Raw genomic sequence first — 21,712 nt, 5'->3', positions numbered from 1 at the left:
ATTTAATGAAGTGTAGACAAGATATTTGTTTTCATTTCAAATCCCTTATTTAAGCTATTAGGAGGACTTTTTTCATGATTTCAGTAAATGATTTTCGTACAGGTTTAACAATTGAAGTGGATAATGGCATTTGGCGTGTAATGGACTTCCAACACGTTAAACCTGGAAAAGGAGCTGCATTTGTTCGCTCAAAACTTCGTAACCTTCGCACAGGAGCAGTTCAAGAAAAAACATTCCGTGCAGGTGAAAAAGTAGCTAAAGCACAAATTGAAACACGTAGAATGCAGTATTTATATGCAAATGGTGATCAACATGCTTTCATGGATACTGAAACATATGACCAAATCGAACTTTCTTCATCTCAAATTGAGTATGAATTAAAGTTTTTAAAGGAAAATATGGAAGTGCAAATCATCATGTTTGGTACAGAAACATTAGGGGTTGAATTGCCAAATACAGTTGAATTAGAAGTTGTTGACACAGAACCAGGTATTAAAGGTGATACTGCTTCAGGTGGAACAAAACCTGCAACATTAGAAACAGGATTAACTGTACAAGTGCCATTCTTTATAAACCAAGGGGATCGCCTTATTATTAATACAAGTGAAGCATCTTACGTTTCAAGAGCATAACATAAAATTCAATCATAGTCTCATTAAATAAGTTTAAAAGCGGTTATTGAAGATCTTACTTTCATTAACCGCTTTTAATTTTGTGGATGTATTAAGGGAAAAGCAAAATTATTTAACATATAGTTGTTCAAAAATATCAAGTTATATTAGTTTATAGACCTATAAAATGTTGAATATTGTTGAATGGTACAGACGTGTTCTTAATAAGAAACGTTTGTCAGGAATATCAAATGGAACTCACAAGGAATGATCTGTAGCATTGAGAGGAAAGGGTATCCTTTTTAAGATTTTCTTTACTCATATGTTTTTTTATATTACTTTTTTCCAGATCTTACTTTTTCACCAACATATCCAATTTTACTCTTTCCTCGGTTATTACTCATATGTATAGAAGCTTCTTACATTATAAATATAATTTATAATCCCATCATAAGTTTTGGATAAAATTATATCTGAAAGAGGAAAACTTAATAGAAGCAAAAATGGCATAAGAAAAAGGGAGATTCATTCCTTTTTTCTTTTTTAATTTAGCGAATAATAAATGTTTCTATAACCTTTATTGTCTAAAAAACTTTTCTACCGCATATGTTGTACAAACAGTTATTTAGGAGGTAGTTATGAGACGTTTGTTTTCACATATTGATTCGACAGTATTAACTATGGCAGGCTTACGTTTTTTGTCTGCATCAATTGAATTAACAGCAGCGATTCTAATGTTAGTAGTTAATGATGTAAAAAAGGCGGTCACAATAAATTCATTATTGGCTATCGTTGGTCCTGTGATTTTTATTGTCACAATGACCATCGGAATCTTTCAAATTGCAGATCAGTTATCATATGCAAAGCTACTTTTTATCGGTCTAGGCGTCTTCTTCATCCTTTTTGGTATTTATAAATAAAGAAGTAGTGAAGATAGAAACGATAAAAAGGATAGAACAAATGAGTCATGAATGTGGTCAAGCATGCATACATTGAAAGTAATGAACCGGAATTTAGGGGGAAGCGAAATGAAGGAAATTATCGAGATGCTTCCAGAATCTATAAGTTATCAAATCAAACTGCTCCATCCAAAAAGTATGTCCCGTATTGAAGAAATTCGCATTCGAATTAGGAAAAGAGTAGAGGTAATAATTGCTGGAAAGCCCATATACCTTTCGTATGAAGTCACACATGATGACACAATAAATTTGTTGAATGAATTAAGCAACTATTCAATTTATACGTTGGAAGAGGAATTAAGGAAGGGATATATAACCGTTAAAGGTGGGCACCGAGTTGGTCTTTCTGGAAGAGTCATAACAGAAAATGGACGAGTTAAGGCGATTCGTGATGTAACATCGTTTAATATTCGAATAGCAAAAGAAAGAATCGGTATTTCGGAAAGGTATATTCCATATCTATATGATGGGAATTGGTTAAATACATTGATAATTGGACCACCACAAACTGGTAAGACTACACTCCTAAGAGATTTTGCAAGGGTAATAAGTAGCGGTTATAAGCAGATTGAAGCAAAAAAAGTTTGCATCGTTGATGAGAGATCTGAAATTGCAGGATGTGTCCAAGGTGTTCCTCAACATCAATTTGGTGAAAGAGTAGATGTTCTTGATGCGTGTCCAAAGGCAGAAGGAATGATGATGATGATTCGCTCCATGAGTCCTGATGTGTTAATAGTCGATGAGATTGGAACGAAGGAGGATGCTGTCGCAGTAATGGAAGCTGTTCATGCAGGAGTGCAATTGTTGGTCTCAGTTCATGGTCATCATGCAAGTGAATTGAAAAATCGTCCCTCTTTAAAAATGCTATTTGAAGCAAAGGTTTTTGATAGATTTTTAGAGTTATCAAGAAAAGATGGACCTGGAACGGTTCAGCAAATTCTTGATCAAAATGGTGGAGATTTTACGTTGGAAAGAAGAGTGCGTTAAATGATGAAATTAATTGGAGCTTTTCTCATCATTATAACAACGACATGGGCTGGGTTTGAAGCTGCTAAGCATTTAAGTCAGCGAACCAGACAACTAAGACAGTTAAAAGTTGCGTTTCAATCCCTTGAGGCTGAGATTATGTATGGTCACACATCGTTAATTGTTGCTTCACAAAATATTTCAAAGCAAATGCCAAAGCCGTTATCGACGTTTTTTGAACAATTTTCTAAAAAGCTACTTAAAGGGCGTACGAATGTAAAGGATGCCTGGGAAGAATCTCTTAAAGATGTATGGCGTTCTACAGCGTTAAAGCAAGGCGAATATGAAGTGCTTAAGCAATTTGGTGAAACACTTGGTAAGCATGACCGCATATCTCAGCAAAAACATATAAAGCTGGCACTTACACATCTTGAACGTGAAGAAATGGATGCAGTTGATCGGCAAAATAGGTATGAAAAAATGGTGAAAAGTTTAGGTGTTCTATCTGGTCTACTCTTAGTGATTTTATTGATGTAGCAGTTGAAGGGAGTTATAGCAATGGGCGTTGATATAAATACGATCTTTCAAATTGCCGGGATAGGAATCGTCGTTGCATTCCTTCACACAATTTTAGATCAAATGGGTAAAAAGGAATATGCGCAATGGGTAACCCTTATAGGTTTTATTTACATATTATTTATGGTCGCATCCATTGTTGATGATTTATTCCAAAAGATTAAATCAGTCTTTCTTTTTCAAGGATAAGGGGGTGGCTTCTTATCGAAATTATACAAATTGTTGGGTTAGGACTAATTGCCACCTTTCTCGCTCTCATCATAAAAGAACAAAAGCCAACGTTTGCCTATCTACTTGTCGTTTTTGTAGGCTGTGTCATATTTTTATTTTTAATTGATAAAGTATATGAAATCATCCGGATGGTGGAAAGAATCGCCGCAAATGCAAATGTAAACCTCATATACGTAGAAACTATCTTAAAAATCATTGGAATTGCCTATATAGCAGAGTTTGGTGCACAAATAACGAAAGATGCTGGACAAGGTGCGATTGCATCAAAGATTGAATTAGGAGGTAAAATCCTCATTTTGACAATGGCAATTCCGATTTTAACCGTCATTATCGAAACAATACTTAGCATGATTCCCGGTACTTGAATGATTTTCAGTTTTGTATACTGTTGGAGGTGTATAAATGCGTTTATCTCTCTTTTCAATTGTACTCGTTCTATTTCTAGTAAACCCAATAAATGTACAAGCTAATGAAACACCCCAACCTCAATCTCAACAAAATGAAGAGGAAGCATCGGTTGATCCTAGCGTGATTGTAGAGGAACAAGTTGAAAAACTTGAAATCAGTGATATTAAGACGTATTGGGATCGAGTTATGACAGAATACGGAGGTTTTTTGCCAGAGAGTCAAAAGGGAAGCCTTCTTCAATTTTTAAGTGGAGAAAAAGAATTAAGTATCCAAGAATGGCTAAAAGCATTTTTAAAATACTTATTTCATGAACTCATAGCAAATGGAAAACTATTAGGAACTTTAATTCTTTTAACAGTTTTTAGCATGCTTTTACAGCTTTTACAAAACGCATTTAATCAAAGTACGGTTAGTAAAGTGGCTTATGCACTTGTTTATATGGCTCCTAAGGAAGCTGTAGCACCTGATCCCATCGAAATAATAATTTGTTTATAAGCACTATCTGTACAGTCACCTGCAGCAAATACTCCAGGAATATTTGTAGCACCATGCTTATCAACAATAATTTCACCGAAGCGCGTACGTTCAACTGTGTCACCTAACCAATCAGTATTAGGGACAAGACCGATTTGAACAAATACACCTTGAAGTTCAATATGATGTTCTTCTCCTGTTTCGCGGTCAATGTAAGAAATACCGTTCACTTTATCAGTACCTGTAATTTCTTTCGTTTGAACATTTTTAAGGACTGTTACATTTGGTAAGCTATTTAGACGATCTTGTAATACAGAGTCAGCCTTCAACTCTGGCATGAATTCTAGTACTGTAACATGCTTGACTATTCCAGCTAGATCAATCGCTGCTTCAATACCAGAATTACCTCCGCCGATAACAGCAACATGCTTACCTTCAAATAATGGACCATCACAGTGAGGACAGTATGCCACACCTTTATTTTTGAACTCTGCTTCACCAGGAACGCCGATATTACGCCAGCGTGCACCAGTTGAAATGATAACAGTTTTACTCTTAAGAACTGCACCATTTTCAAGCTCTACTTCAATGAGGTCTTTCTTTTCTAAGCCCTTAGCACGTTGTAAGTTCATGACATCGATATCATAGTCTTTGACATGTTCTTCAAGACTTGCTACGAGTTTAGGACCTTCAGTATATTTGTTACCGATAAAGTTCTCAATGCCCATCGTATCCATAACTTGACCACCGAAGCGTTCAGCAACGATACCAGTACGAATACCTTTACGTGCTGCATAAATCGCTGCACTAGCACCAGCTGGTCCGCCACCAACAACAAGTACATCATAAGGATCCTTATTAGCAAACTCGGATGCATCTGGTGTGCTTCCTAACTTAGAAAGGATTTCCTCTAATGACATACGACCACTACCGAACGTTTCGCCGTTTAGAAATACAGTAGGTACAGCCATGATATTTTTGCTTTCTACTTCTTCTTTAAACGCTGCACCATCAATCATTGTATGTGTGATTCCTGGGTTAAGAACGCTCATAACGTTAAGAGCTTGAACGACATCAGGACAGTTATGACAAGTTAAGCTAACATATGTCTCAAAATGATATTCGCCCTTAATATTCTTAATTTGGTCAATAAGTTTTTGATCAACCTTTGGCGCTCTTCCACTTACTTGCAGTAAAGCAAGCACTAATGAAGTGAATTCATGGCCAAGTGGAATACCTGCAAAAGTTACACCTGTATCTTCTCCGATACGGTTTACACTAAAGCTAGGTGTTTTCTGTAATTGTGCGTGTTCAACTTTAATTCTTTGTGACATAGTAGCTAATTCATCAACTAAAGCAAGCATGTCACGTGATACATTATCGTCTCCCGCGCTAACTTTAAGTAGCACATCGCCTTCCATCATTTGTAGATATTGGGCTAATTGTGCTTTTATATCTGCTTCTAAAATCATTGATTGCACTCCTTAAATTTTACCTACTAAATCAAGGCTTGGCTTAAGTGTTTCAGAACCTTCTTGCCATTTAGCTGGACAAACTTCACCTGGGTTGTTACGAACATATTGTGCTGCTTTAATTTTGTTTACAAGTGTACTTGCGTCACGGCCGATTCCACCTGCATTAATTTCAACAGTTTGAATGATACCATCTGGGTCGATGATGAAAGTACCGCGGTCTGCTAATCCTTCTTCTTCGTTAAGAACATCAAAGTTACGAGAAATTCTTTGAGAAGGGTCACCGATCATTATGTACTCGATTTTGCTAATTGCTTCTGAATGGTCATGCCATGCTTTATGCGTAAAGTGTGTATCAGTTGAAACTGAATATACTTCAACACCAAGTTCTTTCAAAGTTGCATATTCGTTTTGTAAATCTTCAAGTTCAGTAGGGCAAACGAATGTAAAGTCAGCTGGGTAGAAGCAAACAACGCTCCATTTACCTTTGAAGTTTTTCTCAGTTACCTCGATGAACTCACCGTTGTGAAATGCTTGTGCTGTGAATGGTAATACTTCTTTTCCAATTAAAGACATAATATCTTCCTCCTAATATGATAAATTTTAGTATTTGATAATAATAATTCTAATTCAATATTTATTATTATATGAACATTAATATTTTGTCAAGGATAATGCTCATATTTATTATGAGTTATTATCTTTAAATTAAACCTAGTAGTCACTTTCTAATTATGATAATTTTTATAGGTAGATAGTCAATGTAATCTAGAATTATCTTTTTTAGAGGAATTACCTTTTAATAAAGGCAATCTCAAAGAGTAGTGTGGGGGGAACCATGAGACTTCTGCTTAGAGAAGCTTGTGAAAGGGTACCTAAAAGGCATTCAGCTACAAGTGTCTTTCGGATCACCTGTGGATGACGATTTCCTTGTACTGAAATCAACAACAAAGTATAACAGGTTTTAAAAAAAGTTTTTTTCTACAATTTTTTATAAGATTTTATATATTTAATACAGTAATGGTAGTAAATAATAGTATAAATTTTGCTATTTAAGTGAATGATTAATTGTTCTTTAGAGGTGGGGAAATTGGATCAACTGATATATACACTTTTAGCATATTTAAATAATTCCCTAAATAAGGATATTAATTATGATTTAGCTAAGAGCTTTTTAAAACATATCGATAAGTTAGAGAGTTTTTCATTAGATAGCGTTGCTGAGGCATGTCATGTATCTCCATCTACGATTAACCGTTTTTGCAAGAGAATCGGGTTTAAAAATTTCTCCTCCTTGCGAAACAGCATTGCCTTCTCAAATGAAATGGCCAACCAAGAAAGTCACGACTCAGAGTTACATACACATACTTTTTTGAAACAATTAAATGAGAATATTGAGCTAATTGAGAAAATACCTTTGGAACAAATTGATCGGATTGTCAATCAACTAAAGCAATCGAGAAGAATCGTTATATTAGGCTTTGAAAAACATCAGGTTCAGGCGGTGGAGCTGCAAAAGAAGTTATTTCTTTTAGGAAAGCTTTGTGAATGTGGAACAAATTTATTTAAACAAATTGATACATTAGATAGTATTTCTGATGAAGATATGATTATTACTATTTCGATTCAAGGAAACCTCGTTTCGGAAAATTCCCCGATCGTGGAAAAAATCAAAAAAGCTAAAGGACATAAATTGCTAATTACTTTTTCACATAAAACTCAAGAATTGGGAATATTTGATGAAATATTACAATGTGGGAAAATTGAAAATAGCAGTGTTAGTAGCTATACGCTTTTACGGATATTTGATGTATTGACATATCGTTTTCAGCATGTACATAGTCCTAACTAGCCTTCAAACTGGTCTTAAAGAGACCAGTTTATTTTGTTTCCTAGTAGTATGATGAATTTATGTTAAAGCTTTTCCCTTAATTTAAGCAGATGTTGATTGGAGTTGGAGCAAAGAGACTCTTGTAAGGGAAACATTGTCAAAGATATCCCGAATGCTAAGAACGTCAGCGGAAAGCGAGTATCTGTTGAATATTCCTTTTTTGGGTGTGTCTTTATAGTGAGCGCAGTGAAGAATAAGAGGCTTAAAAACTCTTCCGCTTTCGCTCAGTAATTGAATGTATTCAACACTGTTTATGAGTGGGAAATTGAAAAAGTTAAAACAGCCAAACTTATTGACTAGGAGGTAATAAAATGAAAAATAGTCGTTTTCCTGAAGGGTTTTTATGGGGTGGAGCAACAGCTGCCAATCAATTAGAAGGTGCCTACAATGAAGGTGGTAAAGGATTATCGATTTTTGATATGGTCACATTTGTTCCTAAAGATAAGAGAGGAAATAACATCGAAATGGATGTTAAAAGTGAACAAGAATTAGAAGAGCTTTTAGCGGGCAAAGGTGGAGATAATTTCCCGAAACGCCGTGGGATTGACTTTTATCATCGCTATAAAGAAGATATTGCGTTATTTGCGGAAATGGGTTTTAAAACATTTCGGTTGTCTATTTCTTGGCCACGAATTTTTCCAAACGGTGATGACCATGAACCAAACGAAGAAGGCTTGGCGTTTTACGACAAAGTGTTCGATGAGTTATTAAAATATGATATTGAACCGTTAGTAACCTTATCTCATTATGAAATGCCACTTCATTTAGTGCAAAAGTATAATGGCTGGACTGATCGTCGTTTAGTTGATTTCTTTGTTCATTATGCGGAAACTGTTTTTAATCGTTATAAGAACAAGGTTAAATACTGGTTAACATTTAATGAAATTAACGTCTCAACATTTTCTCCGTATATCGGTAGCGGAATTCTTGTAGACCGTGTTGAGCATAAGGAACAGGCTATTTATCAAGCTCTTCATCATCAATTTGTGGCAAGTGCAAGAGCGGTAAAAGCATGTCATGAAATCATTCCAGATTCAAAAATCGGTTGTATGCTTGCTCGCATGGAAGTTTACCCGGAAACGTGCAGTCCTGATGATGTTTTAGCTGCATTAGAAGAAGATCAAAAGAATCTATTCTTTACAGATGTACAAGTTCGTGGCTACTATCCAAGCTATATGTTAAGTTATTTCGAGAAAAATAATATTCATATTCATATGCTACCAGGTGATGAAGAAATATTGTTGCAACATCCTGTAGACTTTTTATCATTCAGCTATTATATGTCAATGGTTGCAAGTGGATCACCTGATAAAGAGAAGGAAAAAGGGAATTTCTTCAGTGGAATTAAAAACCCTTATTTAGAAACATCTGATTGGGGATGGCAAATCGACCCTAAGGGCTTACGTATTACCTTAAAGAAAATGTATGATCGTTATCAAGTGCCATTATTCATTGTTGAAAATGGATTAGGTGCCTATGATAAAGTAGAAGAAGATGGCTCTATCAATGATGATTATCGCATTGAATACTTACGTGCCCATATTGATCAAATGGGAGAAGCTATCGTAGATGGAGTAGAAATTATGGGCTATACAAGCTGGGGATGTATTGATTTAATCAGTGCTGGAACTTCAGAAATGTCAAAGCGTTACGGCTTCATCTATGTCGACCAAGATGATTACGGTAATGGAACATTAGAAAGAAGAAAGAAAAAGTCGTTTGATTGGTATAAACAAGTAATTGCTACTAATGGTGCACAATTGTAAGTGAAAAGGGTAAAAAAATAGAAGTGCCACACTTATTTTGTGAGGCGCTTCTATTCAATAAAATATGAAGGCTAGGTAAGATAGGAAGCTAACTTTCTCTCGAATTCTTCATTCAAAAAGATAAGAGTCTCCGTCATCAGGTACTAACACATTTGACGAGATTCCTTTTTCTATTATAAAGCCTTTTAATTCATTTCTTGATAATGTCCAATGGTTAACAGCTTCCATATGAACAGAAATGATTTTTGCATGAGGTGCAGCTTTACACACTTCATAAATATCATCTTTGCCCATTACGAGTGAACCTCCTTCGAGGAATTGATTATCTCCACCATTAACAACAATTATATCTGGATGATATGTTTCGATTACATCTTGAACACCATCATACCAAACAGTATCTCCAGCAACGTATAGCGTTTTTTCGCTTTGATGACGAAAGACAATGCCACACACAAGACCAGCTAATTTTAAGATATCTCCTCTACCATGCTCACCCTTTGTTTTCGTTAAATGAATTCCTTCGAAAACAGTATTTTCTTCTAGAACCTCTACATTGTGAAAACCAGCATTTTGTATTTCTTTAGCATCATCATCATTTTGGACGAACATTTTGATTTCCTTTGGCAGCACCTCTTTGGCAACTTCATCCCAGTGATCTAAATGCAAATGAGTAACAATGACAGCATCTACCTGATCAATAATTTTGTTAGTGGGCATTGGTAACTGTACTAAAGGATTTCTCTGATCCTGTCTTAAAGAATTAGGAAACGCTGGATAGGCTCCCTTCTCAGCTAAAAATGGATCAATTAAAAATTTTTTATTTGCATATTGGACAACAAGTGTTGCATTTCGAATGAGTTGTATTTTCATTTTCATGTACTCCTTTTCTTTGAACTACGTATAGTTTATACTAGGACCAATTACGAGATACATAGATCAAATCAAGTCTTTTTTGCATTTAACTTGATTAATGAAAGGAGTTTATCATGTTAGATCACACTGATTTACGAATTATCGAAGAACTATCAAAGAACAGTCGTATTAAAATGAAAGAATTGGGTGAAAAAGTCCATTTAACAGGACAAGCGACTTCAGCTCGAGTAGCAAAATTAGAGGATAACGGAATCATTGAGGGGTATACAATTAAGGTCAATCACATAAAACTTGGACTGATTATTCATGCATTTATTCATATTTATACAAAAAGTGCAGTCCATGATCCATATCATACATATTTAAAAGAACATGAGAAGTATGTAATTAATAATTATAAAATTGGCGGAGATAGCTGTTACCTTCTCGAATGTAAATTTCCTTCAAATGAACAATTGGATGAATTTTTAAAAGGGCTAAATAAATATGTAAACTATAAACTGTCAATTGTCATTAGTAAATAGCTGCTTTGAAAACAAATTCTGTTGTACAGAAGCTCCTTACATGTTATGATGAAGCTTTTAAAAGATGCCCTAGTGAACGGCGTTTAATCTCATTCTTAATTAGTTCTATAAAATCATCATTAAGCTTCATTTCCGTTGCTTTATAATAAGACTCGATTAATAATTCGTCAGAAAGTTTACGCATGGTTGTTGGCCAACTATTTTGGCTCTCCACCTCCTAACTTTTTTCCGGTTAAATAATTCATCTGTTTTTCTCTTGTTGCTATTAATCTAACATGAATAACCATACAGAACAACCGTTCTCTTATCCACAGTGAATAGTGGATAAGTTGTGGGTAGGTTGTTTGTAAAGTCAAAAAAAACAGTTGTGACAAGGGGAATAATGTGTATAATATTATCCACAACTGTTGAAGAGGATCAGAATTTGTCGAAAAGTTTTTTTAATTATTCGTAGACAGTTTGCATACTATATAAGTTTCTTTTGAAAGTATGCGATAATTTAGTTATGATGTAAGTTGGCAAAATAAGAATGTTGAGGTGTTAAAACTCATGCTACGTTTATTTTTACCAGGTGAGTATGTTAAAAGTATTTTTCATATATCACCTAAGAAATTAAAAGAACAAGGAATTAAAGGAATTATTACAGATTTAGACAACACTTTAGTTGAGTGGGACCGACCGAATGCAACGCCACAATTAATTGAGTGGTTCAAAGAAGTAAAAGAAAACGGGATGGATATAACGATCGTATCTAATAATAACGAAAAACGAGTAAAAGATTTCTCTGATCCGTTAGATATTAAGTTTATATACAAGGCGAGAAAACCTATGGGAAAGGCCTTTTTAAAAGCAATTAAAGGGATGAACTTAAAAAAGGAAGAGGTTGTCGTCATTGGTGATCAACTTTTAACTGATGTACTAGGTGGGAATCGTAACGGCTTTCAAACAATCTTAGTTGTCCCAGTAGCATCAACCGATGGATTTTTCACGAGAATAAACCGAAAAATTGAACGTAGAATCATGCAAAGTCTAAAACGAAAAGGAATGATTCAGTGGGAGGAATAAAATCGTGTCAGAAGAAAAAATTTCATGCATTGGATGTGGAGTAACGATCCAAACCGAGGATCCGGAAAAGTTAGGATATGCTCCTGAAAGTGCTATAGAAAAAGAAGATATAATTTGTCAAAGATGTTTTCGTTTGAAAAATTATAACGAAATTCAAGATGTATCACTTACAGATGATGATTTTCTTAAAATATTACATGGAATTGGTGAATCTAAGGGTCTAATTGTTAAGATTGTTGATATTTTCGACTTTAGCGGTAGCTGGTTACAAGGAATTCAACGATTTGTCGGAGGAAATCCAATTCTTTTAGTCGGCAATAAAAGTGATATACTACCTAAATCAGTTAAGCATCAAAAGCTAATAAATTGGATGAAACGAGAGGCTAAGGAATTAGGTTTAATGCCTATTGATGTCTGTTTAGTTAGTTCAGCAAGAGGCCATGGGATTAGAGAGGCTGCTGAACTAATTGAAAAATATAGAAATGGACAAGATGTTTATGTAGTAGGCTGCACAAATGTTGGTAAATCAACCTTTATTAATCGGATGATAAAAGAAGTTGCAGATGTTCAGGACGTGATTACAACATCATATTATCCTGGAACTACTTTAGATCTGATTGAGATTCCTCTTGATAATGGTGCATCGCTTTATGATACACCAGGAATCATTAACCATCATCAGATGGCTCATTTTGTTGATAAGCGTGATTTAAAGCTCCTAAGTCCAAAAAAAGAGCTGAAGCCGAAAGTATTTCAATTAAATGAAAAACAAACGCTCTATTTAGGTGGGTTGGCAAGATTTGATTATGTAAAGGGTGGGAGAGAATCTTTTGTGTGCTACATTCCAAATGAGATTACGATCCACCGAACAAAAATGGAAAATGCCCAAGCTCTATATGAAAAACATATTGGAGAATTATTAACACCACCTAGGAAAGAGAATGTTGATACATTTCCAAAATTAATCCCACACGAATTTACAATTAGTGAGGGGAAAACAGATATTGTCTTTTCAGGGTTAGGATGGGTAACGGTCAATAATCCGGGGAAAACGATTATTGCCTATGCACCCCAAGGTGTAAATGTTACGTTGAGAAAATCGTTAATTTAAGTGGGGGGAACAGAATGGGGAATTTATATGGTGTAATTGGATGTCCAATTAGTCATTCTATGTCACCAGATATCCATAATCATGCTTTTCATGTTTTGAAAATAGATAGCCATTATCATGCTTTTCATATAGAAAAAGAGCAACTTAGTGATGCTGTTAATTCATTGAAATTGTTAGGGGTTAAGGGCTATAATGTTACAATTCCTCATAAAGTAGCAATTATTCCTTACTTAGACGAGTTGGATGAAACAGCGAGAATTGCCGGTGCAGTTAATACAGTTGTAAATGATGATGGTAAATTAATTGGATATAATACAGATGGAAATGGCTATATGCAATCGTTATTAGGGCTATTAGAAAGGCCAATTAATGAATATAACATGTTAATTATCGGTGCAGGTGGAGCGGCGAAGGGCATATATTATACGCTTGCATATAATGGGTGTATCAATTTAGATATAGCAAATCGGACGATAACGAAAGCAGAAGATTTAATTAACAACTGTCCTTTCGATAACAACAGCATGGCAATTACTTTAGAAGAAGCAGAGCTTAAGCTAGAAAAGTATGATATTATCATTCAGACAACCGCAGTCGGACTTCATCCGAATATTGATGAAAAACCACTTTCTTTGAAAAATGCAAAGAAATCTGCAATCGTAAGTGATATTGTTTATAACCCAATTAAAACGGCTTTATTAAAGGAAGCAGAACAATCTCAATTAACAATACATAATGGTGTCGGCATGTTTGTTCATCAAGCTGCAATTGCTTTTTCCTTATGGACAGGGCAAACTCCACCAATAAATGAAATGACTGATATCGTGTACAAAAAATTAGGAGGGAAATCATGTTAACTGGCAAGCAAAAACGATTTTTACGAGCAGAGGCTCATCATTTAAACCCAATCTTTCAAGTTGGAAAGGGTGGAGTAAATGAAAATATGATTAAGCAAATTTCTGATGCATTAGAAGCTCGTGAGTTATTTAAAATATCTATACTCCAAAATTGTGAGGAAGATAAGGATACTGTAGCTGAGCAACTAGTAAAGGGAACAGGTGCTGAAGTTGTTCAAATAATTGGAAATACGATTGTGTTATATAAAGAATCAAAAGAAAATAAGCAAATTCAACTACCATAATGATATATGGGAGGGCAATATGACAAAGAAAATAGGGATACTTGGCGGTACATTTGATCCGCCACATTTTGGTCATCTGCTAATTGCAAGTGAAGTATTAACTGAGCTTCAATTAGATGAAATTTGGTTCATGCCAAATCAAATCCCCCCTCATAAACAAGATAAAAAATTTACGACAAGTGAACATCGTTTTAATATGCTTAAGCTAGCAGTAAATTCGCATGAGCAATTTCATATTGAAACAATTGAATTACTACGCGAGGGACCATCCTATACATATGAAACATTAAAAATTTTGTGTGAAAAATTTCCAACGTATTCTTTTTATTTTATCATTGGAGCGGATATGATTGAATATTTACCTAAATGGTATCGAGTCGAAGAGGTTGTTAAGCTTGTAACATTTGTAGGAGTAAAACGTCCTGGCTATCTTATGGAAACGAAATACCCGATCATAGAAGTGGAAGTTCCACAGTTTGATATTTCATCTTCTTTATTAAGGGAAAAGCTGAGATTAAATAAAAATACAGCTTATCTTCTACCAGAAGAAGTAAAAAGATATATAGAGGAGAATCATTTATATGGAACGTGAAGTGGCGCTAAAAATTGTATCTGAACAACTGACAGAGCGTAGATACATTCACACATTAGGTGTAATGGAAACAGCTATAGAACTAGCTGATTTATATGGAGAAGATGTTAAGAAGGCAGAAATAGCTGCAATCTTTCATGATTATGCTAAATTTCGTCCAAAGGATGAAATGAAGAATATAATCAAAGAACAAAAAATGCCGAATATCCTTCTTGAGCATAACAGTGAACTTTGGCATGCACCAGTTGGAGCCTATTTAGTGGAAAAAGAAGTTGGAATTCATGATGAAGACATACTTTCGGCAATTAAATATCATACATCTGGGCGACCAAATATGGCGTTGTTAGAAAAAATAATTTATGTGGCAGACTATATAGAACCAGGTAGACAATTTCCTGGAGTTGAAGAAGTACGTGATATCGCAAAACATAATTTGGATCAGGCATTAGTTAAAGCTATTCAAAATACAATTGTTTTTTTATTGAAAAAGAATCAAACCATTTATCCAGATACAATTGAAACATATAATTTCTTAGTATTAAAAGGAGGAAGTGCAAGTTAATGAATGGAAGAGAAATATTAACAATCGTAGCTAAAGCAGCAGATAGTAAGCGAGCTGAAGACTTAATCGCACTAAATATGAAAGGAATATCACTAATCGCCGATTATTTTCTCATTTGTCATGGGAATTCTGATAAACAAGTGCAAGCGATAGCAAGAGAAGTGAAGGAACAAGCAGCTGAAAGAAATATACATGTAAATCGACTAGAAGGTTTTGATGAAGCTAGATGGGTATTAATTGACCTTGGTGATGTTGTAGCTCATATTTTTCATAAGGATGAGAGAAGTTACTATAACCTTGAACGTTTATGGGGAGATGCTCCAACTGAAGATTTAACAAGTGAGCTAAATCAATGATTTATCAAGGATTTGCTTATCTTTATGATCAGCTCATGAGTGATGCTCCTTATGATGAATGGGTTGATCTTATTAGTGCATCAATCAGTAACTATCTCCCTCATGCAAAGGAAATTTTAGATGTTGGTTGTGGGACTGGTGCGGTGACTATTCGTTTAGCAGCAAAACAATTTGATGTAACAGGTGTCGATTTAAGTGAGGATATGCTGACTGTCGCACAGGCAAAATGTAATGAAGCGAATGTACAGGTGCGTTTATTGCAGCAGGACATGAGAGAGCTTGCAGGCTTTACACAACCATTCGATGTTGTGACAATATGTTGTGACTCATTAAATTATTTGGAGAATGAAAAGGATGTTAAATCAACATTCCATGCGGTGAATCAACAATTAAAACCTGGTGGTCTCTTTATATTTGATGTTCATTCAATTTTTAAAATAAATGAAATTTTTGCTGGTGCGACATTTGCTGAGCAGGATGAAGATATCAGTTATATTTGGAAGTCATATAATGGTGATAAACCAAATACTGTTGAACATGATTTAACATTTTTTGTTTTACAAAATGGGTATTATGAACGCTACGATGAACTTCATAGACAACGTACCTTTTCCATAACAGATTATTCTAACTGGCTTAAAGAAGCCTCTTTTGATATTTTGACTATTTGTGCGGATTTTAATATAGATAATACTCCATCTGAAACATCTGAACGAATCTTTTTTGTTGCGCGAAAAAAGTGAATTTATTAAGTAAAAGGGTGACTCAAAACCAAAGGTTCAGACCCCTCAAGCACAATATATAGACTAATGATCAGGTTAGTTTGCTATATACCTGTGTTTGTTGGAGGGGTCTGAACCTTTTGAGTCACCCTCTATTTGTTTCAAAGGTAACAAGAGCTAATTTTTCGCATCAATTATTTTTAAAAAAATTTCAATTTAATTGCAGGAATAAAGACATTAACATTGAATTATTTGTTTGGGATACTTTCGAATTGAAGGTTGACCTCTTCGATATCTTCGTTGTATTTTTCATGTGTTACTTGGAAAATCCTTTTAAACATATCTCCAACCTCTTCTTCTAATACCTCTATACCTTTTCCGGTAACTCCACCCTTTACGCATACTTTATTTTGAAGAGTTGGAAGTGTGTACATATCTGATTCCAATAATTTTCCCATTCCAATAATCATTTCACTAGCTAGTAATACTGCTTGCTCCTTAGTAATCGCTGTTTCTTCCACAGCTCCATCAACAAATCTTTGCAGCAAATAACTAAAAAAGGCTGGCCCACAGCTAACAATATCCGATGATACCCTTGTTACATCATTCCGAATTTGAACAGGCTTTGAAATCTTTTTTAAAAGCTCATCAATTTTATTTTTGGTTTCCTCATAACATGATTTACCATAAGAAACTAATGAAACACCAGAAAATGCACGGTTGGTAATGCTTGGAATGACACGGGCGACTTGGCATTTGACTACTGATTCTAGCTGCTCAACTTGTATAGGACTTGTAATTGAAATTAAGCATTTATTCGGTAATAAAAGATAATCAAGTTCTTTTATAAGGGGGTGAATCTCTAATGGTTTTACACAGATAAAAACTAAGTCAGATTGCTTTACTACTTCCTCAGCAGTTTCACAAACATGCACATCTTGATATATCTCTTTAATTAAAAGTGCTTTTTCAATCGTTCGATTCGTCATATAAATGAATGAGGGTCTAATTGCTCCCGACTCAATAAACGACTCAATAAGTATTCTTCCCATATTTCCTGTTCCAATAAAACCTACATTCAAAGTATATCCCCTCCTTAGAATGCATATCTCTCATAAACAATATGAACATTCACTTATTTTTATGAATTAAATAATAAGGATGTGTAAAAAAGTGGGAAACTTATTAACAAATAAAAAAGTACTAATTTTTATTCCTTTAGGAGCCTTACTGATATATTTATTTGCAAAAAATTTAATGTTAAATCAAGAGCTAAATAGAGAAGGTGAGGAAGATTCGTTTGTTTTAGAGGAAATGGAACAGACATTAGAAGACGAGGAAGAAGTGAGCGGTGAAAGGACTACGACCTTAGTTATTGATGTAAAAGGAGCAGTTCAAACACCAGGTGTATATGAGATGGAGAGTGGCTCGAGAGTTCATGATGTGATTGATGAAGCGGGTGGACTTGTTAAGGAGGCTGATGAACTTGCGGTGAATTTAGCTGCACCACTTGAGGATGGAATGGTGATTTATATTCCAAGGAAAGGAGAAATTAAGGAAAATCCATATGTTCTTCCAACTGAGCAGAAAACTACCCAAGAAGGAACGAATGAAAAAATTAATATTAATCTAGCAACTCTAGAAGAATTGCAAACTTTACCTGGAATTGGGCCGAGTAAAGCAAGTTCGATCATTGCCTATCGTGAAGAAAATGGACCTTTTTCAAAAATTGAAGATTTATTAGAGGTTTCCGGCATCGGAGAAAAATCTCTTGATAAGATCAAGGAGGAGATTGTAGTGAAGTAGTAAAGGAAATTCGACTATTATAGTTGGAATTTTAAATTTATTGTCTAAAAAGAAAAAATAATAAATTGACGATTGTTCTATTTTCTCGATACACTACTAACTAGAGAGAAACATGTCATAGTTGGGGGTAGCGAAATGAATAGAATTTCTTGGGATCAATACTTTATGTCTCAAAGTCATTTACTTGCATTACGTAGTACATGTACAAGGTTAGCTGTAGGTGCAACAATTGTAAGAGATAAGCGAATTATTGCTGGGGGCTACAATGGATCGATTGCTGGTGGAGTTCACTGCTCTGATGAAGGGTGTTATGTGATTGATAATCACTGTGTAAGAACAATCCATGCAGAAATGAATGCATTGCTACAATGTGCTAAATTCGGTGTTCCGACGGAAGGTGCAGAAATATATGTTACACATTTTCCATGTCTACAATGCTGTAAAGCAATAATTCAAAGTGGAATAAAAACAGTTTATTATGCTGTTGATTATAAAAACCACCCATATGCAATTGAGCTTTTTGAACAAGCAAATGTTAAAGTAGAGCATGTGGAATTCGACAATATGCCAAACGAAGCGAAAGAACAGGAAAAACGAGCATTTGTAACAGATTTAATTGAGAAACTAGCTGATACGATGAATGAATCAGAGATAAAAAGGCTATATAACGAATCAGATAAATTATTTTCATAACCGTCTAAAAATCCTGAGGGTGAACTGCTATTTAAGTTTGCTCTCGGGAGATTAGGGGTGAACGTTGTTTGAAAGATAAGCTAATTTTTTTAGTAATTTCCGCAAGTCTAGGTATACTTTTGCCTCGATTTCAGTTTCATCCACTACTTTTCTTCTTAATAACATGCCTTCATATATTTTTATTCTTTAAAAAGAAAGCTTCACTTTTTTTGTTTTGTTTACTTACTAAATTAATCTTTATGAGCACTTATTTAATTGTTGATTATTATAATCAAACATCGTTAAAAGAAGGAGAATACAATGGGGAAGTTGTATTTTCATCGATCCCTGTCATAAATGGAGATCAGTTTAAAGGAGAAATTGTTAATTCTTTCAATGAAAAGTTGACTTTCTACTATAGGATTAAATCTCCTGAAGAAAAAATCTCTCTCGAAAAAATCAATCCAGGAATGAGCTGTCGATTTTCAGGGGAGCTAGAAATGCCGAAATTACCTACTGTGCCAAATGCTTTTAACTATAAGCAATATCTTTATGAGCATAAAATTCATTGGCAATATTGGGTTGATGAAATTAGTCAGTGTAAAAGCGAAGAAAACAACTGGTATGAAAAATTACTAATCATTCGAAAAAAAAGCTTAGAGTTTATTGAAGAGCATTTTCCTAAAGAGTCTGCTGGTATCGTTCAAGCATTATTATTTGGGGAAAGAAGCTTGTTACAGCAAGAGATAGAAATAGCATACCAGGAGCTTGGGATAGTTCATTTACTCGCGATCTCTGGCCTCCACGTAGCACTTCTTGTTAGTGCCTTTTATTATATGCTCGTTATTTGTGGTGTTACCCATGAAAAGGCAAGGTTGATCATGCTAATTATTTTACCGGTATATACAATTTTGACTGGTGCCACACCATCTGTTATTAGAGCTTCCTTTATGGTCATTGTATATTTACTTATTAAGCATTTTAAGATGAAATTTTCTTCGGTTGATGTTATTAGTTTTACATGCTTAGTTCTTCTTTTAATAAATCCATACTACTTATTCCAAGTTGGGTTTCAATTATCTTATGTAGTAAGCTATGGTTTATTGCTTTCATTTAAAATGGTCGAACAGTTTACTCATTCAATTGTAAAGCTCGGATTAATCTCACTTGTTGCTCAGTTATGTTCAATGCCCATAATCCTTTATAACTTTTATGAAATTTCGTTACTAAGCTTACCAATGAATATGCTTTTTGTTCCTCTATATTCATATGTAATTTTGCCTTTTGCTATTTTCTCTACTGTAATTACCGTTTTTTCAACTACTGTTGGAGAATCAATCATACACTTATTTAATCAATTCCTACAATTTACTCATCACATTGTACTCTTTAGTAAGAAAATCCCTTATACAACTGTAACAACTGGTAAACCGCCAATCCTGTTTATTATTGCACTTACTCTGTCCACGATATATTTTTTTTATCAGCTTGAGTGTACAAAAAAACAAGTTTACAAATCTGTTACCATATTATTTTTAGTTATAGCAATACAACTAGCAACTCCTTATATCAATCCTAATGGGAAGGTCGTTGTCCTTGATGTTGGACAAGGGGATGCGATTTTTATTCAAAGACCATTTAACAAAGGGAATTATTTAATTGATACTGGAGGAAAGGTAACGTTTCAGGAAGAGGAATGGCAAAAAACGAACAATCAATATTCAATAGCAAATAAAGTAATTATTCCATATATGAAGTCATTAGGTGTTACAAAGCTAGATGCACTGTTTTTAACTCATGGAGATATGGATCATATCGGTGAAGCAGTTCCATTAATGGAAGGAATGGCGGTTAATCAACTGATAATTCCAGAGGGCTTTATTAGAGGCGAATTAGAGGAAGCGGTTATACGAAAAGCACAAGAGAAGCAAATGAACATTTTAATAGCGAAAGCTGGAGATAAAATCAGCTTAAATCAATTTTTTATTCACGTTTTATCGCCAATTACGCTATCGGATAGTAAAAATGATGATTCGTTAGTTTTATTGATGGACATTGGGGGGCTTAGCTGGTTATTTACAGGAGATGCTGAATTAGAAGCGGAGAAGAGGATGATTAAACGATTTCCATCTTTAAAAGTAGATATTCTTAAGTTGGGCCATCATGGGAGTAAAGGTTCTTCATCAGAGCTATTTTTAGATAAATTAGAACCAGCATTAGCTCTCGTATCTGTAGGCTTAAATAATCGATATCAGCATCCGCATACCGAGGTGTTGGACAAGTTAAAGGAAAGAAATATCCCTCTATTACGAACAGATTTACAAGGTTCTATTTTATATCAATTTAAAGGGAATCGAGGAACCTTTTCTACACATCCACCATACGATAAAGTAAAAGTCGAAAAGGAAAAAGAGACCACTAAATCGTAGCCTCTATGTAGGACTGCAATATGACATTATGCTCCAATTAATTTAATTGCAGTAGCAATAATGAAGATTATCGCAAAAAAACCAAAGGATACAATAAAACCAACTCCAGAATCTACCGCGTCATTACGCTTGCTTTGGACACTTTTCTCAAATTCGTTCACAGTTACCCCTCCTATATCAGTTTTAGTATAAGTGATTCAAATAAAAAAATCTACAACTTCACTATGTTCTTAATGAATTTTAAAAACCCTTACATGATACCTAACATTTATAATGTAAAAAATACTGATAGAAAAGCTTTATTCATTATTTTAAGTAAACTACTTGCTTTCAATTCGTGGTATCGCTTCGAATTAGATAACCTAGGGTCTGAAACGAAGCGTTAACATAGATCAGAGGGGATTGATAGTCGTACTTTCACTATCAATTCCCTTTTTAGCTTGCCAAACCATCATTTTCATTTTACGATTAAGGAGTGAAAAGAACGATTGGAGAGCAACTT

At 34.5% G+C, this 21,712-nt stretch carries 26 protein-coding genes and 1 pseudogene; 21 read left to right on the top strand and 6 right to left on the bottom strand.

Annotation, left to right across the window (positions count from 1 at the left end):
- The first annotated feature begins 74 nt into the window (after positions 1-74).
- The 7 genes and pseudogenes from efp to HU235_RS01850 all read left to right on the top strand — a co-directional run.
- Entirely contained in the window at positions 75-632 is a 558-nt protein-coding gene (gene efp, locus HU235_RS01880; protein WP_095299870.1) for an elongation factor P, read from the top strand.
- A 617-nt stretch (positions 633-1,249) separates the two neighbouring features.
- Entirely contained in the window at positions 1,250-1,531 is a 282-nt protein-coding gene (locus HU235_RS01875; protein ID WP_095299871.1) for a YqhV family protein, read from the top strand.
- A 108-nt stretch (positions 1,532-1,639) separates the two neighbouring features.
- Positions 1,640-2,557: a stage III sporulation protein AA gene (gene spoIIIAA, locus HU235_RS01870; protein ID WP_174879212.1), complete on the top strand. Its 918-nt coding sequence runs from the start codon at positions 1,640-1,642 to the stop codon at positions 2,555-2,557.
- Positions 2,558-3,073, top strand: coding sequence for a stage III sporulation protein SpoIIIAB (gene spoIIIAB / locus HU235_RS01865; RefSeq protein ID WP_174879211.1), 516 nt, complete (start codon positions 2,558-2,560; stop codon positions 3,071-3,073).
- 21 nt (positions 3,074-3,094) lie between these two features.
- The gene (gene spoIIIAC, locus HU235_RS01860) at positions 3,095-3,301 is read left to right on the top strand and encodes a stage III sporulation protein AC (protein ID WP_095299874.1); all 207 of its coding nucleotides are present in this window, start codon (positions 3,095-3,097) and stop codon (positions 3,299-3,301) included.
- Between the two features lie 14 nt (positions 3,302-3,315).
- Complete coding sequence (gene spoIIIAD, locus HU235_RS01855) at positions 3,316-3,708, top strand: stage III sporulation protein AD (protein ID WP_370877245.1); 393 nt, start codon at positions 3,316-3,318, stop codon at positions 3,706-3,708.
- Positions 3,709-3,745: 37 nt separating this feature from the next.
- Positions 3,746-4,192: pseudogene (locus tag HU235_RS01850) on the top strand (stage III sporulation protein AE); the annotation flags it as partial.
- Here the strand turns inward: HU235_RS01850 and ahpF are convergent.
- Together ahpF and ahpC are read right to left on the bottom strand one after the other, a co-directional pair.
- Positions 4,186-5,697 (bottom strand): alkyl hydroperoxide reductase subunit F, encoded by a 1,512-nt coding sequence (gene ahpF / locus HU235_RS01845; RefSeq protein ID WP_174879209.1) that lies wholly within the window; start codon positions 5,695-5,697, stop codon positions 4,186-4,188. The pseudogene HU235_RS01850 and the gene ahpF overlap by 7 nt on opposite strands.
- A gap of 12 nt (positions 5,698-5,709) precedes the next feature.
- A complete protein-coding gene (ahpC, locus tag HU235_RS01840) occupies positions 5,710-6,273 on the bottom strand; it encodes an alkyl hydroperoxide reductase subunit C (RefSeq protein ID WP_095298465.1) in 564 nt (187 codons plus the stop codon).
- A 514-nt stretch (positions 6,274-6,787) separates the two neighbouring features.
- Here ahpC and HU235_RS01835 point away from each other — a divergent pair.
- Both HU235_RS01835 and HU235_RS01830 read left to right on the top strand, forming a co-directional pair.
- Positions 6,788-7,549, top strand: a complete 762-nt coding sequence (locus tag HU235_RS01835) for a MurR/RpiR family transcriptional regulator (RefSeq protein WP_174879208.1) — start codon at positions 6,788-6,790, stop codon at positions 7,547-7,549.
- A 350-nt stretch (positions 7,550-7,899) separates the two neighbouring features.
- A complete protein-coding gene (locus HU235_RS01830; protein ID WP_174879206.1) occupies positions 7,900-9,354 on the top strand; it encodes a glycoside hydrolase family 1 protein in 1,455 nt (484 codons plus the stop codon).
- 108 nt (positions 9,355-9,462) lie between these two features.
- Here HU235_RS01830 and HU235_RS01825 read toward each other — a convergent pair whose 3' ends face one another.
- A complete protein-coding gene (locus HU235_RS01825; protein ID WP_174879205.1) occupies positions 9,463-10,227 on the bottom strand; it encodes an MBL fold metallo-hydrolase in 765 nt (254 codons plus the stop codon).
- A 116-nt stretch (positions 10,228-10,343) separates the two neighbouring features.
- Between HU235_RS01825 and HU235_RS01820 the strand changes: the two genes are divergently transcribed.
- A complete protein-coding gene (locus tag HU235_RS01820) occupies positions 10,344-10,754 on the top strand; it encodes an Lrp/AsnC family transcriptional regulator (protein ID WP_095298473.1) in 411 nt (136 codons plus the stop codon).
- A gap of 43 nt (positions 10,755-10,797) precedes the next feature.
- Here the strand turns inward: HU235_RS01820 and HU235_RS01815 are convergent, their stop codons facing one another.
- A complete protein-coding gene (locus tag HU235_RS01815; protein ID WP_095302576.1) occupies positions 10,798-10,938 on the bottom strand; it encodes a sporulation histidine kinase inhibitor Sda in 141 nt (46 codons plus the stop codon).
- A gap of 353 nt (positions 10,939-11,291) precedes the next feature.
- Here HU235_RS01815 and HU235_RS01810 point away from each other — a divergent pair, with 353 nt between their 5' ends.
- From HU235_RS01810 to HU235_RS01775, 8 genes are read left to right on the top strand one after another with little or no spacing between them, the layout of a single operon-like run.
- On the top strand, positions 11,292-11,819 hold the full coding sequence (locus tag HU235_RS01810) for a YqeG family HAD IIIA-type phosphatase (protein ID WP_255452017.1): 528 nt from the start codon (positions 11,292-11,294) through the stop codon (positions 11,817-11,819).
- 4 nt (positions 11,820-11,823) lie between these two features.
- On the top strand, positions 11,824-12,930 hold the full coding sequence (gene yqeH, locus HU235_RS01805; RefSeq protein ID WP_174879204.1) for a ribosome biogenesis GTPase YqeH: 1,107 nt from the start codon (positions 11,824-11,826) through the stop codon (positions 12,928-12,930).
- 14 nt (positions 12,931-12,944) lie between these two features.
- Positions 12,945-13,787 carry a shikimate dehydrogenase gene (gene aroE / locus HU235_RS01800; protein ID WP_095302571.1) on the top strand — a complete coding sequence of 281 codons (843 nt, stop codon included), beginning with the start codon at positions 12,945-12,947 and terminating at the stop codon, positions 13,785-13,787.
- On the top strand, positions 13,781-14,071 hold the full coding sequence (gene yhbY, locus HU235_RS01795) for a ribosome assembly RNA-binding protein YhbY (protein WP_174879202.1): 291 nt from the start codon (positions 13,781-13,783) through the stop codon (positions 14,069-14,071). The genes aroE and yhbY overlap by 7 nt, the downstream gene beginning before the upstream one ends.
- A gap of 19 nt (positions 14,072-14,090) precedes the next feature.
- On the top strand, positions 14,091-14,663 hold the full coding sequence (locus HU235_RS01790) for a nicotinate-nucleotide adenylyltransferase (protein WP_095302566.1): 573 nt from the start codon (positions 14,091-14,093) through the stop codon (positions 14,661-14,663).
- Positions 14,653-15,225 carry a bis(5'-nucleosyl)-tetraphosphatase (symmetrical) YqeK gene (gene yqeK, locus HU235_RS01785; protein ID WP_095302564.1) on the top strand — a complete coding sequence of 191 codons (573 nt, stop codon included), beginning with the start codon at positions 14,653-14,655 and terminating at the stop codon, positions 15,223-15,225. The genes HU235_RS01790 and yqeK overlap by 11 nt, the downstream gene beginning before the upstream one ends.
- Positions 15,225-15,581: a ribosome silencing factor gene (rsfS, locus tag HU235_RS01780; protein WP_095302562.1), complete on the top strand. Its 357-nt coding sequence runs from the start codon at positions 15,225-15,227 to the stop codon at positions 15,579-15,581. Before yqeK ends, rsfS begins: the two co-directional genes overlap by 1 nt.
- Complete coding sequence (locus HU235_RS01775) at positions 15,578-16,324, top strand: class I SAM-dependent DNA methyltransferase (protein ID WP_174879201.1); 747 nt, start codon at positions 15,578-15,580, stop codon at positions 16,322-16,324. The genes rsfS and HU235_RS01775 overlap by 4 nt, the downstream gene beginning before the upstream one ends.
- A gap of 227 nt (positions 16,325-16,551) precedes the next feature.
- On the opposite strand, the gene comER is transcribed toward HU235_RS01775, so the two are convergent.
- Positions 16,552-17,385 (bottom strand): late competence protein ComER, encoded by an 834-nt coding sequence (gene comER, locus HU235_RS01770; RefSeq protein WP_145584849.1) that lies wholly within the window; start codon positions 17,383-17,385, stop codon positions 16,552-16,554.
- Between the two features lie 91 nt (positions 17,386-17,476).
- On the opposite strand from comER, the gene HU235_RS01765 reads away from it, so the two are divergent.
- The 3 genes from HU235_RS01765 (at position 17,477) to HU235_RS01755 (ending at position 21,210) form a co-directional block, all read left to right on the top strand.
- A complete protein-coding gene (locus HU235_RS01765; RefSeq protein WP_233452111.1) occupies positions 17,477-18,109 on the top strand; it encodes a helix-hairpin-helix domain-containing protein in 633 nt (210 codons plus the stop codon).
- Positions 18,110-18,244: 135 nt separating this feature from the next.
- Positions 18,245-18,802: a ComE operon protein 2 gene (locus HU235_RS01760; protein WP_174879200.1), complete on the top strand. Its 558-nt coding sequence runs from the start codon at positions 18,245-18,247 to the stop codon at positions 18,800-18,802.
- A 68-nt stretch (positions 18,803-18,870) separates the two neighbouring features.
- A complete protein-coding gene (locus HU235_RS01755) occupies positions 18,871-21,210 on the top strand; it encodes a DNA internalization-related competence protein ComEC/Rec2 (protein ID WP_174879198.1) in 2,340 nt (779 codons plus the stop codon).
- A 26-nt stretch (positions 21,211-21,236) separates the two neighbouring features.
- Here HU235_RS01755 and HU235_RS01750 read toward each other — a convergent pair whose 3' ends face one another.
- Positions 21,237-21,371 carry a YqzM family protein gene (locus HU235_RS01750; protein WP_095302552.1) on the bottom strand — a complete coding sequence of 45 codons (135 nt, stop codon included), beginning with the start codon at positions 21,369-21,371 and terminating at the stop codon, positions 21,237-21,239.
- Positions 21,372-21,712: the final 341 nt, after the last annotated feature.

This window comes from Metabacillus niabensis, from assembly GCF_902829255.1.
GTDB lineage: Bacteria > Bacillota > Bacilli > Bacillales > Bacillaceae > Metabacillus > Metabacillus niabensis.
The sequence above is the reverse complement of the archived record's forward strand: the minus strand, read 5'-3'. Positions and strand labels throughout refer to the sequence as shown.

Coding starts and splice junctions, on each gene's coding strand:
- efp (WP_095299870.1), top strand. CDS start 75: ATGATTTCAGTAAATGATTTTCGTACAGGTTTAACAATTGAAGTGGAT.
- HU235_RS01875 (WP_095299871.1), top strand. CDS start 1,250: ATGAGACGTTTGTTTTCACATATTGATTCGACAGTATTAACTATGGCA.
- spoIIIAA (WP_174879212.1), top strand. CDS start 1,640: ATGAAGGAAATTATCGAGATGCTTCCAGAATCTATAAGTTATCAAATC.
- spoIIIAB (WP_174879211.1), top strand. CDS start 2,558: ATGATGAAATTAATTGGAGCTTTTCTCATCATTATAACAACGACATGG.
- spoIIIAC (WP_095299874.1), top strand. CDS start 3,095: ATGGGCGTTGATATAAATACGATCTTTCAAATTGCCGGGATAGGAATC.
- ahpF (WP_174879209.1), bottom strand. CDS start 5,697: ATGATTTTAGAAGCAGATATAAAAGCACAATTAGCCCAATATCTACAA.
- ahpC (WP_095298465.1), bottom strand. CDS start 6,273: ATGTCTTTAATTGGAAAAGAAGTATTACCATTCACAGCACAAGCATTT.
- HU235_RS01830 (WP_174879206.1), top strand. CDS start 7,900: ATGAAAAATAGTCGTTTTCCTGAAGGGTTTTTATGGGGTGGAGCAACA.
- HU235_RS01825 (WP_174879205.1), bottom strand. CDS start 10,227: ATGAAAATACAACTCATTCGAAATGCAACACTTGTTGTCCAATATGCA.
- HU235_RS01820 (WP_095298473.1), top strand. CDS start 10,344: ATGTTAGATCACACTGATTTACGAATTATCGAAGAACTATCAAAGAAC.
- HU235_RS01815 (WP_095302576.1), bottom strand. CDS start 10,938: ATGCGTAAACTTTCTGACGAATTATTAATCGAGTCTTATTATAAAGCA.
- aroE (WP_095302571.1), top strand. CDS start 12,945: ATGGGGAATTTATATGGTGTAATTGGATGTCCAATTAGTCATTCTATG.
- yhbY (WP_174879202.1), top strand. CDS start 13,781: ATGTTAACTGGCAAGCAAAAACGATTTTTACGAGCAGAGGCTCATCAT.
- HU235_RS01790 (WP_095302566.1), top strand. CDS start 14,091: ATGACAAAGAAAATAGGGATACTTGGCGGTACATTTGATCCGCCACAT.
- yqeK (WP_095302564.1), top strand. CDS start 14,653: ATGGAACGTGAAGTGGCGCTAAAAATTGTATCTGAACAACTGACAGAG.
- rsfS (WP_095302562.1), top strand. CDS start 15,225: ATGAATGGAAGAGAAATATTAACAATCGTAGCTAAAGCAGCAGATAGT.
- HU235_RS01775 (WP_174879201.1), top strand. CDS start 15,578: ATGATTTATCAAGGATTTGCTTATCTTTATGATCAGCTCATGAGTGAT.
- HU235_RS01760 (WP_174879200.1), top strand. CDS start 18,245: ATGAATAGAATTTCTTGGGATCAATACTTTATGTCTCAAAGTCATTTA.